Annotated in this window: 11 protein-coding genes; 2 read left to right on the top strand and 9 right to left on the bottom strand. The window is 73.2% G+C overall.

Translation table 11 applies throughout. The features are described from left to right. Positions 1-262 precede the first annotated feature (262 nt). On the top strand, positions 263-1864 hold the full coding sequence (locus ACGF2Y_RS05105; RefSeq protein WP_392943330.1) for a regulator: 1602 nt from the start codon (positions 263-265) through the stop codon (positions 1862-1864). A 95-nt stretch (positions 1865-1959) separates the two neighbouring features. Here ACGF2Y_RS05105 and ACGF2Y_RS05100 read toward each other — a convergent pair whose 3' ends face one another. Both ACGF2Y_RS05100 and ACGF2Y_RS05095 read right to left on the bottom strand, forming a co-directional pair. Next, positions 1960-3345: an FAD-dependent oxidoreductase gene (locus ACGF2Y_RS05100; RefSeq protein WP_392943329.1), complete on the bottom strand. Its 1386-nt coding sequence runs from the start codon at positions 3343-3345 to the stop codon at positions 1960-1962. A 277-nt stretch (positions 3346-3622) separates the two neighbouring features. Beyond that, positions 3623-4522 carry a TIGR01777 family oxidoreductase gene (locus ACGF2Y_RS05095; protein ID WP_392943328.1) on the bottom strand — a complete coding sequence of 300 codons (900 nt, stop codon included), beginning with the start codon at positions 4520-4522 and terminating at the stop codon, positions 3623-3625. Positions 4523-4584: 62 nt separating this feature from the next. On the opposite strand from ACGF2Y_RS05095, the gene ACGF2Y_RS05090 reads away from it, so the two are divergent. Then, positions 4585-5136 carry a GNAT family N-acetyltransferase gene (locus ACGF2Y_RS05090; protein ID WP_392943327.1) on the top strand — a complete coding sequence of 184 codons (552 nt, stop codon included), beginning with the start codon at positions 4585-4587 and terminating at the stop codon, positions 5134-5136. Between the two features lie 10 nt (positions 5137-5146). On the opposite strand, the gene ACGF2Y_RS05085 is transcribed toward ACGF2Y_RS05090, so the two are convergent. The 7 genes from ACGF2Y_RS05085 to ACGF2Y_RS05055 form a co-directional block, all read right to left on the bottom strand. Next, positions 5147-5668, bottom strand: coding sequence for a DUF4240 domain-containing protein (locus ACGF2Y_RS05085; RefSeq protein WP_392943655.1), 522 nt, complete (start codon positions 5666-5668; stop codon positions 5147-5149). 62 nt (positions 5669-5730) lie between these two features. Beyond that, a complete protein-coding gene (locus tag ACGF2Y_RS05080; protein ID WP_392943326.1) occupies positions 5731-6720 on the bottom strand; it encodes a helix-turn-helix transcriptional regulator in 990 nt (329 codons plus the stop codon). A gap of 123 nt (positions 6721-6843) precedes the next feature. Continuing rightward, positions 6844-9516, bottom strand: a complete 2673-nt coding sequence (gene aceE / locus ACGF2Y_RS05075) for a pyruvate dehydrogenase (acetyl-transferring), homodimeric type (protein ID WP_392943325.1) — start codon at positions 9514-9516, stop codon at positions 6844-6846. Positions 9517-9814: 298 nt separating this feature from the next. Then, positions 9815-10438, bottom strand: a complete 624-nt coding sequence (locus tag ACGF2Y_RS05070) for a GntR family transcriptional regulator (RefSeq protein ID WP_210993055.1) — start codon at positions 10436-10438, stop codon at positions 9815-9817. A 146-nt stretch (positions 10439-10584) separates the two neighbouring features. After that, positions 10585-12396: a 2-oxoglutarate dehydrogenase, E2 component, dihydrolipoamide succinyltransferase gene (gene sucB / locus ACGF2Y_RS05065; RefSeq protein WP_392943324.1), complete on the bottom strand. Its 1812-nt coding sequence runs from the start codon at positions 12394-12396 to the stop codon at positions 10585-10587. A 62-nt stretch (positions 12397-12458) separates the two neighbouring features. Then, complete coding sequence (lpdA, locus tag ACGF2Y_RS05060) at positions 12459-13847, bottom strand: dihydrolipoyl dehydrogenase (protein WP_392943323.1); 1389 nt, start codon at positions 13845-13847, stop codon at positions 12459-12461. Positions 13848-14217: 370 nt separating this feature from the next. Beyond that, positions 14218-15765: a leucyl aminopeptidase gene (locus tag ACGF2Y_RS05055; protein ID WP_392943322.1), complete on the bottom strand. Its 1548-nt coding sequence runs from the start codon at positions 15763-15765 to the stop codon at positions 14218-14220. Positions 15766-16036: the final 271 nt, after the last annotated feature.

Here is a 16036-nt window from a genome sequence, read left to right as displayed (position 1 = left end):
CGTGATCCGTGATCCGCCCGCAGCCCGCCCGGCCCGTCCGCGACCCGCCCGCGGAGCGTCCGTGAGCCGTTCGCCGCCCGCCCGGGGCCCGGTGCCGGACCGTCCACGGGTCGGACGATTCCGTCAGCTCCGCCCGGAATCCTCACACGATCGGATGAACGTGGAGCAAAGGGTGGCTGTGACCGCCCCGGCGGCCGCTAAATTCGCGCCGTTCCCATGAGGGCTGCCCGTCCGGCCCCGAAGGCAGGAGACCGTACAGCTGATGTCGGAACGACCCCCGCAGCGCACCCCCAACCGCCGACTCGCCTCGCTCATCGCGGAAGCCGGGTTCTCGCACGCCGGCCTGGCCCGCCGGGTCGATCAGCTCGGCCTCGAACACGGCCTCGACCTGCGGTACGACAAGACCTCGGTCACCCGCTGGCTACGGGGACAGCAGCCGCGCGGCACCACGCCCGCGCTGATCGCCGAGGTGTTCACCCGGCGGCTCGGGCGGCGGCTCTCCGCGCAGGATCTCGGGCTCGACGCCTGCGCGCCCGTCTACGCGGGTCTGGAGTTCGCGGCCACCCCCACCGAGGCGGTCGACATCGTCAGCGGCCTCTGGCGCAAGGACTCCGGTACCCACACGGAGCTGCGCAAGATCGCCTTCACCCCGGCCGGACTCGTCGTCCCCAGCCGTGACTGGCTGATCGGCCGGGCCGACGAGTGGGTCGCCCGGGACGGCGGCGCCGCCCGCCGGGCCGGGGGAGAGGCCGGGGTGTCCTCTCCGGGGCGCCCGGACGGGGCGCTGCGCACCGAGACCAGGGGCGGGCCGCGCCCGGCCGCCGGCCCGCCACGGCCCAAGCCGCCGGGCCCGCCCGGCCCGCATCCCGCCGCCACGCGCCCGCCCGCCGCCGGGGCGCACCCCGGGACCGGGGCGCTGCCCGTGGTCCCGCGCCAGCGGCAGACGGACCGCGGCCCCGGTCAGCGGGTCGGCGGCGGGGACGTCGCCGCGCTGCGCTCGGTCGGCGAGCTCTTCCGCACCCTCGACCACGCGTACGGCGGCGGGCACGCCCGGCAGGCCCTCGTGCGGTACCTGGAGCACGAGGCCGAGCCGATGCTCCGGGGCACGTACGGCGAGGCCACCGGACGGCGGCTGTTCGCCGCGGTCGCCGGCCTGACCCGGCTGGCCGGCTGGACCTCGTACGACATCGCCGCCCACGGCCTGGCCCAGCGCTACTTCGTCCAGGCGCTGCGGCTCGCCCAGGCCGCCGGGGACCGGGGCTACGGCGCCTACGTGCTGATCACGATGAGCCGGCAGGCGGTCTACCTCGGGCACGGCAGGGAGGCTGTCCAGCTCGCCCGTGTCGCCCAGCAGGGTGTCGGCTCGTCCGCTCCGCCCCTCGTCCAGGCGCTGCTGTACGCGGTCGAGGCGCGCGGGCACGGCGTGCTCGGCGAGGCACGCTCCTGCACCGCCGCCCTGACCCGGGCCGAACACGCCCTGGAGACCTCCCGCCCCGGGGACGAGGTGCCGCACTGGGCCCGCACCTTCGACGAGGCGCAGCTCGCCGACGAGCTGAGCCACTGTCACCGCGATCTCCAGCAGTACCGGGCCGCCGCCCAGCACGCCGAGCGGTCGCTCGCGCTGTGCGCCCCGGCGTACGCCCGCAGCAGACTGTTCTGCCGGGTGGTCCTCGCCTCGGCCCGCCTGGGCCTGGGCGAGCTGGACCAGGCCTGCCAGCTGGGCGCGGAGGCGGCCCAGCAGGCGGCCGAGATGCGCTCGGTGCGCGCCACGGAGTACGTACGCGCCTTCGAGCGCAGCCTGGAGCCCTACCGGGACGCGGTCGCCGTACGCGGCTACCGCGACCGGGTCGCCGCCCTCGGCTGACCCGGTCGCGGTTGCTCATGGCGCTTCGGGCAGCGGCGGACTCCGGTCGCGGTTGCATGCCGCTGCCGGGAACGGCGGGCTCCCCTCGCGCTTGCTCATGCCGCCTCCGGCAGTCGCGGGCTCCCCTCGCGGTTGCCCGGGACGGCCAGGTCCGTGAGGATCGCCTCCGCCGCCCGGCGGCCCGAGTGCAGCGCGCCCTGGACCGAGCTCGTGTCACGGTGGTCGCCGCACACGTACAGCCCGGCCAGCACCCGCACCGGCCGGCGCGGATCGTGCGGGGCCTCCATCGCGGGCACCGCCTCCGGGTCGTGATGGACCGCCAGCAGCTCCCAGCCGTCCGTCGGCACGCCGTACAGCGCCGCCAGATGCGCCCGCACCGAGCGGTCCAGGTCCGGCGGCGGGGACCCGAGCACCGTCGAGGTGATCAGCGCCCGGCCCTCCGGCGCACGCGAGGGGTCGACCTCGCTCATCACCGCGGTGTACGCCACCGGGCCCGACCGGTCACCGTCCAGCACCAGCGACCTGCCCGTCGGCGGCGGGGCGGGCGCGGTGTGGTGAAGGACCGTCACCGGGTGGAAGGGCGGCACCCGCAGACCGGGCAGCAGCTCGGCCGCCGCCCCCGCGCCGGTCGCCAGCAGTAGGGAGCGGCACCCCAGCTCCCCGTGCTCCTTGGTGCGTACGGAGGTGATGTCGGCGGCCGTCACATGGACGCCCGTACGCACCGTCCCCGGCGGCAGCGAGGCCGCCAGCAGCTCCGGCAGCACGGACGAACCGCCCGCCGGTACGCACAGGCCGCCGCGCGCGTAGTCCCGCAGGGCGAGATCGGCGCACCGGCTCGACGTGGTGAGGGCGGGGTCGCTGAGCAGCGCGGTGAAAAGGGGGCGCAGGACGCCGTCCACCGTACGGCCGGGCAGCCCGACGCCGGCCAGGGCGTCGGCGACCGTCCGCTCCGGGCGGGCCAGCAGCCGGGCCGGAGAGGTGGCCGCCAGCCGGGACAGCGCCGCGCCCAGCCGGGCCCGGTCGATCGCCCCGGTCACCACGCCGCCCCGGCCGCCGCCGCGCGCCGGGGCGCCGTGCTCGGGCCCGTACGCGCTCTGCGCCGCCCAGGGAGCGCGTGGGGCCCGGGGGGCGCTCGAACGGGTGCGTACCGCCTTGAGTGCGCCCCTCGCGCTCCGTATGTCGCCGGTGAGATGGCGGCGGCCCTCGCTGTGGACCAGGACCCCGGGCGCGAACTCCCGCAGCCCCGGAGCCCCGAGCCCCGGGGTGCCGGTCAGCTCGGGCCAGGAGGTGCAGAGCAGCGGGCCTAGCCGGTCGAGCCGGAACCCGTCCACCTCGTCGGTGGCGAGCCGGCCGCCCACCCGGGGCGCCGCCTCCAGAACACTGACGCCGAGCCCCGCCCCGATGAGCAGGTGGGCCGCTGACAGGCCGGCGATTCCGGCCCCGATGATGACCACGTCTGCGTGGTGTGCCGTGTTGCGCACGTGCCCCTCCCCGAGTCGGTGCGACTGGTGGGAGGCTCTTGCCCCCAACAGGCCCCCGGAATGCCGGAGTTCGCATCGAGGCTAGGAGGATGGCCGATACTGGGTCAGACGCGCGCCGGGGAGCACCGGGGCACGGGGTCGCACACGCCGCACCGGACGGGCCGCGAAGGGGCGCGGACCGGCGGGCGTCCCGAAGCGCGGCCGGGGCGCGCGGACCGGTGAACGCCCCGAAGCGAGCCCGGGGCGTCGGGCCGGCCGGAGCCTCAGCGCCGCCCGTTCACCTCAGCGCTGCCCGGATCGCCTCGTCGATGCCGGGGAAGGCGAACGAGAAGCCGGAGTCCAGCAGCTTCGCCGGGATCACCCGCTGGCTGCCCAGGACGTCCTCCGCGAACTCCCCGAGCACGAGCCGCAGCGCGGGCGCCGGCACGGGGAACGGCGTCGGGCGGCGCAGGACCCGGCCCATCGCGGCGGTCACCTCGGCGTTGGTGACCGGGTCGGGGCCGGTCAGGTTCACCGGGCCGGTCAGCGACTCGGTGTCCAGGATGTGACGCAGGGCCGCGATGTGGTCGTGCAGCGCGATGAAGCTCCAGTACTGGCGGCCGTTGCCCAGCCGTCCGCCCAGCCCCGCCTTGAACAGGGGGAAGAGCCGCCCCCAGGCCCCGCCCTCGCGGCCGACGACCAGCCCGGTCCGTGCGTGCACCGTGCGGATGTCCGCTTCCTCGGCGGCGGCGGTGGCCGCCTCCCACTCCTCGCAGACCGAGGGCAGGAACCCGTCCCCGGGCGGCGCGCTCTCGTCCACTGGGCGGTCCCCGGTGTCGCCGTAGAAGCCGATGGCGGACGCGGACAGCAGAACGCGGGGAGGGGCGTCGAGCGAGGCGACGGCCTCGGCGACGGCGGCGGTGCCCAGGACCCGGCTGTCCCGGATCTCCCGCTTGTAGGCGTCGGTCCAGCGGTGGTCGCCCACCCCGGCCCCGGCCAGGTGTACGACGGCGTCGCAGCCGACGAGCCCGGCCACATCCACGTAACCCCGCTTGGGGTCCCATGCGACCTCGTCGCCGGTTCTGGCGGGCCGGCGCACCAGGCGGGCCACCTCGTGCCCGTCGGCGCGCAGCGAGCGCACCAGCGCCGCTCCGATGAGTCCTGACGATCCGCTGACGGCGATACGGGAGCTCGGCATGGGCTCATCCTGCCCCATGAAATGCCTCGGACACCGGGAACAACGCGTGGCACAGTGACCCCATGGCCGCACTCATCCTCCGCCCCGCCCGCCCCGCCGTGCCCGCCGACGACGCCGAGCTCGCCGAGCTCGACCGGTCCACCTGGTCGCCGCTGCACGCGGTCCTGCCGAGGCCCGTGCCGCCGTACGACCCCTTCTTCGGGGAGCGGCACCCGCCGGAGGACTTCCTCGTGGTGGAGGCGGACGTGGGGGCGGACGCGGAGGCGGGGGCCGGGACGGAGGGCGGCGGGACCCGGATCGCCGGGTACATCCTTCTCGCGCGGCCCACCCCGCTCGCCTCCAACGCCCATGTGCGCCAGATACGGGGACTCGCCGTGGCGACCTGGGCGCGCGGGACCGGAGTGGGGCGGGCCCTGCTGCGGGCCGCGTTCGCCGAGGCCCGTCGCCAGGGCGCCAACCGGATCACGCTGCGGGTGCTCGGGCACAACGACCCCGCCCGCGCGCTGTACGCCTCCGAGGGCTTCGCCGTCGAGGGGGTGCTGCCCGGGGAGTTCTTCCTGAACGGGCGTTACGTCGACGACATCTGCATGGGCCGCTCGCTCGGCCCCGCCTGAGCGCCGGGGATCAGCGCGGCCCGAAGCGGTCCCACAGCTCGGGAAAGCGGGCGGCGAGCGCCTCCTCGTCCTCGAAGTCGACCGGGGTGCCCAGCGGCTCGGCGGCCTGCGGCGGCAGCCCCAGGTCCGGCGCGACCACGCCGGTGAGCTGTTCGTACGCCTCGTCGGCCGCGTAGCCCAGGTCCTCGCCGTCCCCGTCGATCTCCTCGTCGAAGTCCTCCAGCAGCTCCGCCAGGCTCTCCGGGTCGTGCAGCGCGCCCTCGAAGACCTCCCGGCCCTGGCCGATCAGCCAGCAGCGGAAGTAGTCGAACGCGTCGTCGCTCGCCCCGCCCAGCAGCACGGCCGCCGCGCCCCACAGGTCCCAGTGGTAGGCGCGGTTGTAGCGGGCCTCGAAGTGCCGGGCGAAGTCCAGCACGGAATCGGGATCGAGCTGCACCAGCCGTTCCACCAGCAGGTCGGCGTGGTCCTCGGGGTCGCCCTCGGCGGCCTCGCGGGTGCTGTCGATGATCTCCCAGAATTCCGTTTCGTCCATCACGGGTCCAGCATCCAGCCTGCCGGGGGCTCCCGCACGCGCAGACACCGAATTGACGCCTTTCAGCGATACATTTCGCGCAGGCGTTCGGCGGCGTCCGCGAACCGGATCCGCAGCGACTCGGGCGCCAGGACCTCCAACTCGGGTCCCAGCGCCAGCAGCTGGCCGTACGCCACGTCCAGTGATTCCACCGGCAGCGTGAGGGTGCGCAGGCCGTCCGGGCCGGGCTCGGAGGCCTCCGCGAGCGCCGCCGCGGCCGCCGCGCGGTCACCGGTGTGCGCGAGCATCCGCGCCCCGCGCCCGGACACCCGTACGGTCACCTCCGTACGCAGCAGGGACCGGGCGAACCCGGCGGCCCGCTCCGCCCAGAACCCGGGCAGGTCGAAGGTCTCGTCCCGCTCGAAGCGCTCCTCGGCCGGCTCCACGGCGGTGAAGCGGTCGATCCGGTAGACCCGGAAGTCGTCCCCCGCCCGCGCGCACAGGTACCAGACCCCGGCCTTGAGGACGAGGCCGTACGGGGCCAGCTCCCGCGCCGCCTCCGTACCCTGGTCGCCCGCCTCGCGGCCCCCGCCCCTGCGGTAGCGGGCCCGCAGCAGCCTGTCGTCCCGGACCGCGTCGGCGATGGCGGGCAGCAGTTCGGGGGTCTCCGGGTCGTGGTACCAGGAGGGCGCGTCCAGGTGGAAGCGCCGGGCGGCGGAGGCGGAGGCGTCGCGCACGGAGGGCAGCAGCGCGGCCGACACCTTGAGCCGGGCCGCCGACGCCGCGTCCTGAAGGCCCATCTCGCGCAGCGCCGAGGGCAGCCCGGAGAGGAAGAGCGCCTCCGCCTCGTTCCGGGCGAGACCGGTCAGCCGGGTGCGGTAGCCGCCGATGAGCCGGTAGCCGCCGGCCCGGCCGCGTTCCGCGTACACCGGGACGCCCGCCTCCAAGAGCGCCTGCGCGTCCCGGGTGACCGTACGCTCCGACACCTCCAGCTCCGCCGCCAGCTCGGCGGCGGTCATGGCGGGGCGGGCCTGCAGGAGCAGCACCATCTTGATCAGCCGGGCAGCGCGCATGAGCCCATTGTGGCGGCAGGGCGGGCCCGTCCCACGCCGGAACCCCCGGCCGCCGGGCAGGCGCGCTGTCGGGCGCGCCCGCCCGGTGACCGGGGGTTCGGCTGGGCTCCACGGGAGCGGGGCTCAGAGGCCGTAGCGCTCCCGGGCCTCCTTGACCGCCGAGGCCGGGACCTCGCCGCGCTTGACCAGCTGGGCCAGCGAGGCCACCACGATCGACTGGGCGTCGACGCCGAAGTGGCGGCGGGCCGCGGCGCGGGTGTCGGAGAGGCCGAAGCCGTCCGTGCCGAGCGAGGACCAGTCCTGCTCCACCCACTGGCTGATCTGGTCCGGGACCTGGCGCATCCAGTCGCTGACCGCGAGCACCGGGCCCGGCGCGCCGGAGAGCGCCTGCGTCACGTACGGGACCTGCTGCTCACCGCGGAGCAGCGCCTCGTCGGCCTCCAGCGCGTCGCGGCGCAGCTCGCCCCACGAGGTGGCGGACCAGACGTCGGCCGTGACACCCCAGTCGGCGGCCAGCAGCTCCTGGGCCTCCAGGGCCCAGTGGATCGCCGTCCCGGAGGCCAGCAGCTGCAGGCGCGGCGCGTCCGCCTGCGCGGGCGTGCCCTCCTTGAAGCGGTACAGGCCCTTGACGATGCCCTCCTCGACGCCCTCGGGCATCGCGGGCTGGGGCTTCGGCTCGTTGTAGACCGTCAGGTAGTAGAAGACGTCCTCGGCCTCGGGGCCGTACATCCGGCGCAGACCGTCCTTGACGATCACCGCGACCTCGTACGCGAACGCCGGGTCGTAGTTGAGCGAGGCCGGGTTGGTGGCCGCGATCAGGTGCGAGTGGCCGTCCGCGTGCTGGAGGCCCTCACCCGTCAGGGTCGTACGGCCGGCCGTCGCGCCGACGATGAAGCCCTTGCCGAGCTGGTCGGCGAGCTGCCACATCTGGTCGCCGGTCCGCTGCCAGCCGAACATCGAGTAGAAGATGTAGAACGGGATCATCGTCTCGCCGTGCGTCGCGTACGACGTGGCGGCGGCGATGAAGTCGGCCATGGCCCCGGCCTCGGTGATCCCCTCGTTGAGGATCTGGCCGTCCTTGGCTTCCTTGTAGTACATCAGCTGGTCGCGGTCGACCGGGTCGTACGTCTGGCCCAGCGGCGAGTAGATGCCGGCGGACGGGAAGAGGGACTCCATACCGAAGGTACGGGCCTCGTCCGGGACGATCGGCACCCAGCGCTTGCCGGTCTCCTTGTCCCGCATCAGGTCCTTCACCAGGCGGACGAACGCCATGGTGGTGGCCATCTCCTGCCTGCCGGACCCCTTGTACAGGGCCTTGAACGCGCGCTCCTCGGGCTGCGGCAGCGGCGCGGAGGCGTGCATCCGGCGGGCGGGGGCGGGGCCGCCGAGGGCGGCGCGGCGTTCCTGGAGGTAGCGGACCTCGGGGGAGTCGGCGCCCGGGTGGCCGTAGGGAACCAGACCGTCCTCGAAGGCGCTGTCGGGGATCGGGAGGCCGAGCAGCTCGCGCATGCCCTTGAACTCGTCGATCGACAGCTTCTTCATCTGGTGGTTGGCGTTCTTGGACTCGAAGCCCTTGCCGAGCGTGTAGCCCTTGACCGTCTGGGCCAGGATCACGGTCGGCGCGCCCTTGTGCTCCACGGCCGCGCGGTAGGCCGCGTACACCTTGCGGGCCTCGTGGCCGCCGCGCGAGGTGTAGAAACACTCGGCGATCTTCGCATCGGTGAGCAGCTTCGCCAGCTCGGCGAGCGCGGGCTCGGCGCCGAAGAAGTGCTCGCGGATGTAGGCGACGTCGCGGGTGGCGTACGTCTGGAACTGCGCGTCCGGAACCTCGCGCAGGCGGCGCAGCAGCGCACCCTGGGTGTCCAGCTGGAACAGCTCGTCCCAGGCGTTGCCCCAGAGCGTCTTGACGACGTTCCAGCCGGCCCCGCGGAACTGTGCCTCCAGCTCCTGGACCACGCGGAAGTTGGCGCGGACCGGGCCGTCGAGGCGCTGCAGGTTGCAGTTGATGACGAAGGTCAGGTTGTCGAGCTGCTCACGGGCCGCGAGGGCGAGGGCGGCGGTCGACTCGGGCTCGTCCATCTCGCCGTCGCCCAGGAAGGCCCAGACGTGCGAGTTGGCGGTGTCCTTGATGTTGCGGTTGGTCAGGTAGCGGTTGAAGCGCGCCTGGTAGATGGCCGAGAGGGGGCCGAGGCCCATCGACACGGTGGGGAACTCCCACAGCCAGGGCAGCCGCCGCGGGTGCGGGTAGGAGGGCAGGCCCTCGCCGCCCGACTCCTGGCGGAAGTTGTCGAGCTGCTGCTCGCTGATCCGGCCGTCGAGGAAGGCGCGGGCGTAGATGCCGGGGGAGGCGTGGCCCTGGATGTAGAGCTGGTCGCCGCTGCCGTCCCCCTCCTTGCCGCGGAAGAAGTGGTTGAAGCCGGTCTCGTAGAGCCAGGCCGCCGAGGCGAAGGTGGCGATGTGGCCGCCGACCCCGTACCGGGCGCCCCGGGTGACCATCGCGGCCGCGTTCCAGCGGTTCCACGCGGTGATCCTCGACTCCATCTCCAGGTCGCCGTCGAACGCGGGCTCGGCGGCGGTCGGGATGGAGTTGACGTAATCGGTCTCCAGCAGCTTGGGCAGCGCGAGACCGGCGCCCTCGGCGTGCTGCAGCGAGCGGCGCATCAGGTACGCGGCGCGGTGCGGGCCGGCGGCCTGGGTGACGGCGTCGAGGGAGGCCGCCCATTCGGCGGTCTCCTCGGGGTCACGGTCCGGGAGCTGGTCGAGCTCGCTCGGAAGCTTTCCTACGGGGTCGGTCATGATCGCCGCCTTCCGGAGAGGAGGGGGGTGGAGAAGGCTCTATCTGGCAGGACAGAGCGATGGGGCCGGTGGGCCCGCGAAGTGAACTGTAAGGCGCTGATCGATGATCGATCAAAGGATTGAAGGCAAAACTTCTCGATACGAAGAAAAGTGGCATGGGGTGCCTCGAAACGGGGCACGGAGTGACGCGAAATAGCGTGCAAATAGGGCGCTGACCTGCACGGAAGAGCGGGTCGGGTGCCAGATGATCGGAGCCTCGCGGAGTCCCGCAGAGTTCCGCGGAGTCCCGCGGAAGCGTTCAGGCGCGGGGCGCGCAGCCCAGCACGTGCGCCTTCACCAGGGCCCCGATCTCCGGGTCCTCGGCGAGGAACGCGTCGATGAGCGCCTGGTGCTCCTCCGCGTACGACTTCTGCACCGTGCCCAGCCAGCGGATCGACAGGGCCGTGAACACCTCGATGCCAAGCCCCTCCCAGGTGTGCAGCAGCACCGCGTTCCCGGCGGCCCGCACCATCTCCCGGTGGAAGCCGACCGTGTGCCGCACCTGGGCCTCGCCGTCGGCCAGCCGGTCCGCCTCGTACAGCGCGGCCACGTGCGGGGCCAGCGCCGAGCAGTCCCGGCCCAGCCGGGGGGCCGCCAGCTCCGCCGCGATCTGCTCCAGGCCGGCCCGGACCGGGTAGCTCTCCTCCAGGTCGGCGGCGGTGAGGTTGCGGACCCGGACGCCCTTGTTGGGGGCCGACTCGATCAGCCGGAGCGTCTCCAGCTCGCGCAGCGCCTCGCGCACGGGCGTCTGACTGACCTCCAGCTCGGTGGCGATGCGGCGCTCCACGATCCGCTCACCCGGCTTCCAGCGCCCGCTGACGATCCCCTCCACGATGTGCTCGCGGATCTGTTCGCGCAGCGAGTGGACGACGGGCGGGGTCATGAGGTGCTCCTTCGGGCAAACCGGTGGTGCCTACACCAGCACGGCGGCGCGGGCGGCCGGTGGTGCTTAGACAATACGGCGGCGCCCCCGCCCGGAAGAGTTCCGGACGGGGGCGCCGCTGGTGAGGCTGGTTACAGCCGGGGGGTTCAGAGGCCGAGCTCGACCTCGAACTCACCGGCTTCCAGGATCGCCTTGACCGACGTCAGGTAGCGGGCGGCGTCCGCGCCGTCCACCAGACGGTGGTCGTAGGAGAGCGAGAGGTACGTCATGTCGCGCACCGCGATGGTCTCGCCGAGGTCCGGGTGGTCGATGACCACCGGGCGGCGGACCGTGGCGCCGATGCCCAGGATGGCGGCCTGGTTCGGCGGCACGATGACCGTGTCGAACAGGGCGCCGCGCGAACCGGTGTTGCTGATGGTGAAGGTGGCGCCGGACATGTCGTCCGGCGTCAGGCCGCCACCGCGCGCCTTGCCCGCGAGCTCCGCGGTCTTCTTGGAGATACCGGCGATGTTCAGGTCGCCCGCACCCTTGATGACCGGGGTCATCAGACCCTTCTCCGCGTCGACGGCGATGCCGATGTTCTCCGCGTCGAAGTACGTGATGGTGCCCTCGTCCTCGTTGATCCGGGCGTTGACGACCGGGTGGGCCTTCAGCGCCTGGGCCGCCGCCTTCACGAAGAACGGCATCGGGGACAGCTTGACGCCCTCACGGGCGGCGAAGGAGGCCTTCGCCTGGTTGCGCAGCTTCATCAGCTTGGTGATGTCGACCTCGAGGACCGAGGTCAGCTGGGCCTGCGAGTGCAGCGCCTTCATCATGTTCTCGCCGATGACCTTGCGCATGCGGGTCATCTTGACCGTCTGACCGCGCAGCGGGGACGCCTCCAGCTTCGGCGCCTTTGCGGCCGCATGGCCTCCGGCAGTCACAGCTGCCGGGGCCGGAGCGGCCGCTGCGGCCTTGGCGGCCTCCGCGGCGGCGACGACGTCCTGCTTGCGGATACGGCCACCGACGCCGGTGCCCTTGACCGCGCTCAGGTCCACGTTGTTCTCGGACGCGAGCTTGCGGACCAGCGGCGTGACGTACGCGCCGTCGTCACCGGAGGGCGCGGCCGGAGCGGCCGGTGCCGGGGCGGCGGGGGCGGGCTGCGCCGGAGCCGGTGCCGGGGCGGCGGGAGCCGCCGGGGCCTGGACCGGAGCCGGAGCCGGAGCGGCCGGAGCCGGAGCCGCAGGGGCGGCGGGGGCCGGGGCGGGAGCTGCGGGAGCCTCCTGCTTCGGCGCCTCGGCCTTCGGGGCCTCCTGGGCCGGGGCGGCGGGCTGCGCCGGAGCGGCGGCCGGAGCCGCGCCCGGAGCGCCGATGACGGCGAGCTTGGCGCCGACCTCGGCGGTCTCGTCCTCGCCGACCACGATCTCCAGCAGCACACCGGCGACCGGGGCGGGGATCTCGGTGTCGACCTTGTCCGTGGAGACCTCGAGCAGCGGCTCGTCCTCGGCCACCTCCTCGCCGACCTCCTTGAGCCAGCGGGTGACGGTGCCCTCGGTGACGCTCTCGCCGAGCGCCGGGAGGGTGACGTCGGTGCCGGAGGCGCCGCCGGCCGGGGCGGCTGCCGGAGCCTCGGCCGCGGGGGCCGGAGCGGCGGCGGGTGCCTCGGCGGCCGGGGCCGGGGCCTCGGCCGGGGCGGCAGGGGCCTCGGCAGCCGGGGCCTCGGCCTCGGCCGGAGCGCCCGAGCCGTCGTCGATGACGGCCAGCTCGGCGCCGACCTCGACGGTCTCGTCCTCGGCGACCTTGATGGCGGTCAGCACACCGGACGCGGGGGCGGGGATCTCGGTGTCGACCTTGTCGGTCGAGACCTCGAGCAACGGCTCGTCGGCCTCGACGCGCTCGCCCTCGGCCTTCAGCCAACGGGTGACAGTGCCCTCGGTGACGCTCTCGCCGAGCGCCGGAAGGGTTACGGAAACCGACATGGTTTCAGTTGCTCCTTACGAAAATGCGGAAGTGGTCGGTCGTCGCGCCCGGAACCGGGGGATCAGTCGTGGGAGTGGAGAGGCTTGCCGGCCAGCGCCAGGTGAGCCTCGCCCATCGCCTCGTTCTGCGTCGGGTGTGCGTGGATGAGCTGGGCGACCTCGGAGGGCAGCGCCTCCCAGTTGTAGATCAGCTGGGCTTCGCCGACCTGCTCGCCCATGCGGTCGCCGACCATGTGGACGCCGACCACGGCACCGTCCTTGACCTGGACGAGCTTGATCTCGCCCGCGGTCTTCAGAATCCTGCTCTTGCCGTTGCCCGCGAGGTTGTACTTGAGGGCGACGACCTTGTCCGCGCCGTAGATCTCCTTGGCCTTGGCCTCGGTGATGCCGACGGAGGCGACCTCGGGGTGGCAGTAGGTCACCTTGGGCACGCCGTCGTAGTCGATCGGGACGGTCTTGAGACCGGCGAGACGCTCCGCCACCAGGATGCCCTCGGCGAAGCCGACGTGGGCGAGCTGGAGGGTCGGGACGAGGTCGCCCACGGCCGAGATCGTCGGCACGTTGGTCTGCATGTACTCGTCGACCAGGACATAGCCGCGGTCCATCGCGACGCCCTGCTCCTCGTAGCCCAGGCCCTGCGAGACCGGGCCGCGGCCGATCGCGACGAGCAGCAGCTCCGCCTCGAAGGTCTTGCCGTCGGCGAGCGTCACGCGGACGCCGTCCTGCGTGTACTCGGCCTTGTCGAAGAAGGTGCCGAGGTTGAACTTGATGCCGCGCTTGCGGAACGCGCGCTCAAGAAGCTTGGAGCTGTTCTCGTCCTCGACCGGGACGAGGTGCTTGAGGCCCTCGACGATGGTGATCTCGGTGCCGAACGACTTCCACGCCGAGGCGAACTCGACGCCGATGACGCCGCCGCCCAGCACGATCGCGGACTTCGGCACGCGGTCCATCTTCAGCGCGTGGTCCGAGGAGATGATCCGGTTGCCGTCGATCTCCAGGCCGGGCAGCGACTTCGGCACGGAGCCGGTCGCCAGCAGCACGTGGCGGCCCTGGACGCGCTGGCCGTTCACATCGACGGAGGTCGGCGACGAGAGCTTGCCCTCGCCCTCGATGTAGTGGACCTTGCGCGAGGCGATGAGCCCCTGGAGACCCTTGTACAGGCCCGAGATCACCTCGTCCTTGTACTTGTTGACGGCCTCGATGTCGATGCCCTCGAAGGTCGCCTTCACGCCGAACTGGGCCGACTCGCGGGCCTGGTCCGCGATCTCGCCCGCGTGCAGCAGTGCCTTCGTGGGAATGCAGCCGTTGTGCAGGCAGGTGCCGCCGACCTTGCCCTTCTCGATCAGGGCGACGTCCAGGCCCAGCTGCGCTCCGCGCAGGGCCGCGGCGTAACCGCCACTGCCACCGCCGAGGATCACTAGGTCGAAAACGGTGCTGGCGTCGTTCGCCACGTCACGTCCTCCATGCATGTGCGCCGTACGCCGGGGCCCCGTCGCTGGGGTGTGACCGGCCGGTCGGCTGGTGTGCGGCCGCTTTTGTCTTCGGCCCTGTGGTGGGGGCCCTGTCCTGCCGAGAACCCATCTTCGCACTTGTCGACGGCGGGCGGGACGCGGGGCCCGGGTCCGGGACGGATGATCGTCCGTCCCGGAGGGTTACTGCTGCGTAGATACCTACGGATTCGGCCGGTGTTCGTCGAGAGCGAAACCCGTTCGCCCGCCGCCGCTCAGCCGGCCTCCGCCGCTCATCCTTGCCGCTTCCGCTCCGAGAACACGTACGGCCCCGGACCTGTGCCCGGGGCCGTACGCGACGGAAGACGGGAACTCAGCCGAGGTCGCCGGCGGCGGTGTGCTCGGCGAGCCGCACCAGGGTGCGGATCGAGGAACCGGTGCCGCCCTTGGGCGTGTAGCCGTACGGCGCGCCCTCGTGGAAGGCCGGGCCCGCGATGTCCAGGTGCGCCCAGGTGATGCCCTCGCCCACGAACTCCTTCAGGAACAGACCGGCCACCAGGGCGCCGCCCATGCGCTCGCCCATGTTGGCGATGTCGGCGGTGGGGGAGTCCATGCCCGCGCGCAGGTCGGCGGGGAGCGGCATCGGCCAGGAGGGCTCGCCGACCTCTTCGGAGATCTCGTGGATCGACGTGCGGAAGGCGTCGTCGTTGGCCATCACACCGAAGGTGCGGTTGCCGAGCGCCAGCACCATCGCGCCGGTCAGGGTCGCCACGTCGACGATCGCGTCCGGCTTCTCCTCCGAGGCGCGGGTCAGCGCGTCGGCGAGGACGAGCCGGCCCTCGGCGTCGGTGTTGAGGACCTCGACGGTCTTGCCGCTGTACATGCGCAGCACGTCACCGGGGCGGGTGGCGTTGCCGGAGGGCATGTTCTCGGCCAGCGCCAGCCAGCCGGTGACGTTGACCTTCAGGCCCAGGCGGGCGGCCGCGACGACGGCGGCGAACACGGCGGCGGCGCCGGCCATGTCGCACTTCATCGTCTCGTTGTGGCCGGCCGGCTTGAGCGAGATGCCGCCCGAGTCGTAGGTGATGCCCTTGCCCACCAGGGCCAGGGTCTTCTCCGCCTTCGGGTGCGTGTAGGCGAGCTTCACCAGGCGCGGGCCGCGCTCGGCGCCCTGGCCGACGCCGAGGAGGCCGCCGAAGCCGCCCTTGACGAGGGCCTTCTCGTCGAGGACCTGGACCTTGATGCCGTGCTCCTTGCCCGCGGCGGCGGCCACGGCGGCGAAGGACTCGGGGTACAGGTCGTTCGGCGGGGTGTTGATCAGGTCGCGGGCCCGGTTGATCTCCTCGACCAGGGCCTGGGCGCGCTCGACGGCCGCCTTGTAGGCCTTGTCACGCGGCTTGGCGCCGAGCAGGGCCACCTCGGCGAGCGGCAGCTTGGGGCCGTTGCCCTTGGACTTCGCGTCCTTGGGCGCCAGCTTGTTCTCGCCGCCCTGGTAGGCGGTGAAGGCGTACGCCCCGAGGAGCGCGCCCTCGGCGACGGCGGCGGCGTCCTCGACCGTGCCGGCGGGCAGCGCGAAGCCGGCCTTCTTGGAGCCGGTCAGCGCACGGGCCGCGGTGCCCGCCGCGCGGCGCAGCGCCTCGGCGTCGTACGCGTCCTCCTTGTCCGGGACCGGACCGAGGCCGACCGCGACGACGACCGGGGCCTTGAGACCGGACGCGGCGGGCAGCTTGGTCAGTTCGCCCTCGGCACCGGTGGCACCCAGGGTCGCGAGGACGGCGGCGAGCTTTCCGTCGAACGCCTTGTCCACGGCCTCGGATCCCGGTGCCAGGACCGGTCCCTTGGCGCCCTTGGCGACGCCGACGACGAGTGCGTCGGCGCGCAGCGTCGCCGCACCGGCAGTGCTGAGAGTGAGAGCTGTCACGGTGGTGAAATCTCGCTTCCGTTGAGTTCGAGTTCGGTCGAGGGGTGGGCCGACCATGCCCGGCGCATCGTAGACGCCCCGATGATGCGTCGGGAATGAGCCTACGCGCGCGGTTCCCGCTCCGTGACGGCGGCGGGCCGTTCCGGACCGCTATGACGGTCGGTTCCGAGCCGGTACGGCGGTGGGCAGGGGCTGGTGCGGCGGCTGGTGCGACGGTGGATACCGGCCGGTAAGGCGTCCGGAACCGGCCGGTAGGACTGCCGGTGCGACG

Source organism: Streptomyces sp. NPDC048142, assembly GCF_043202835.1.
Taxonomy (GTDB): Bacteria; Actinomycetota; Actinomycetes; order Streptomycetales; family Streptomycetaceae; genus Streptomyces.
This window is presented reverse-complemented; position numbering and strand designations above follow the sequence as displayed.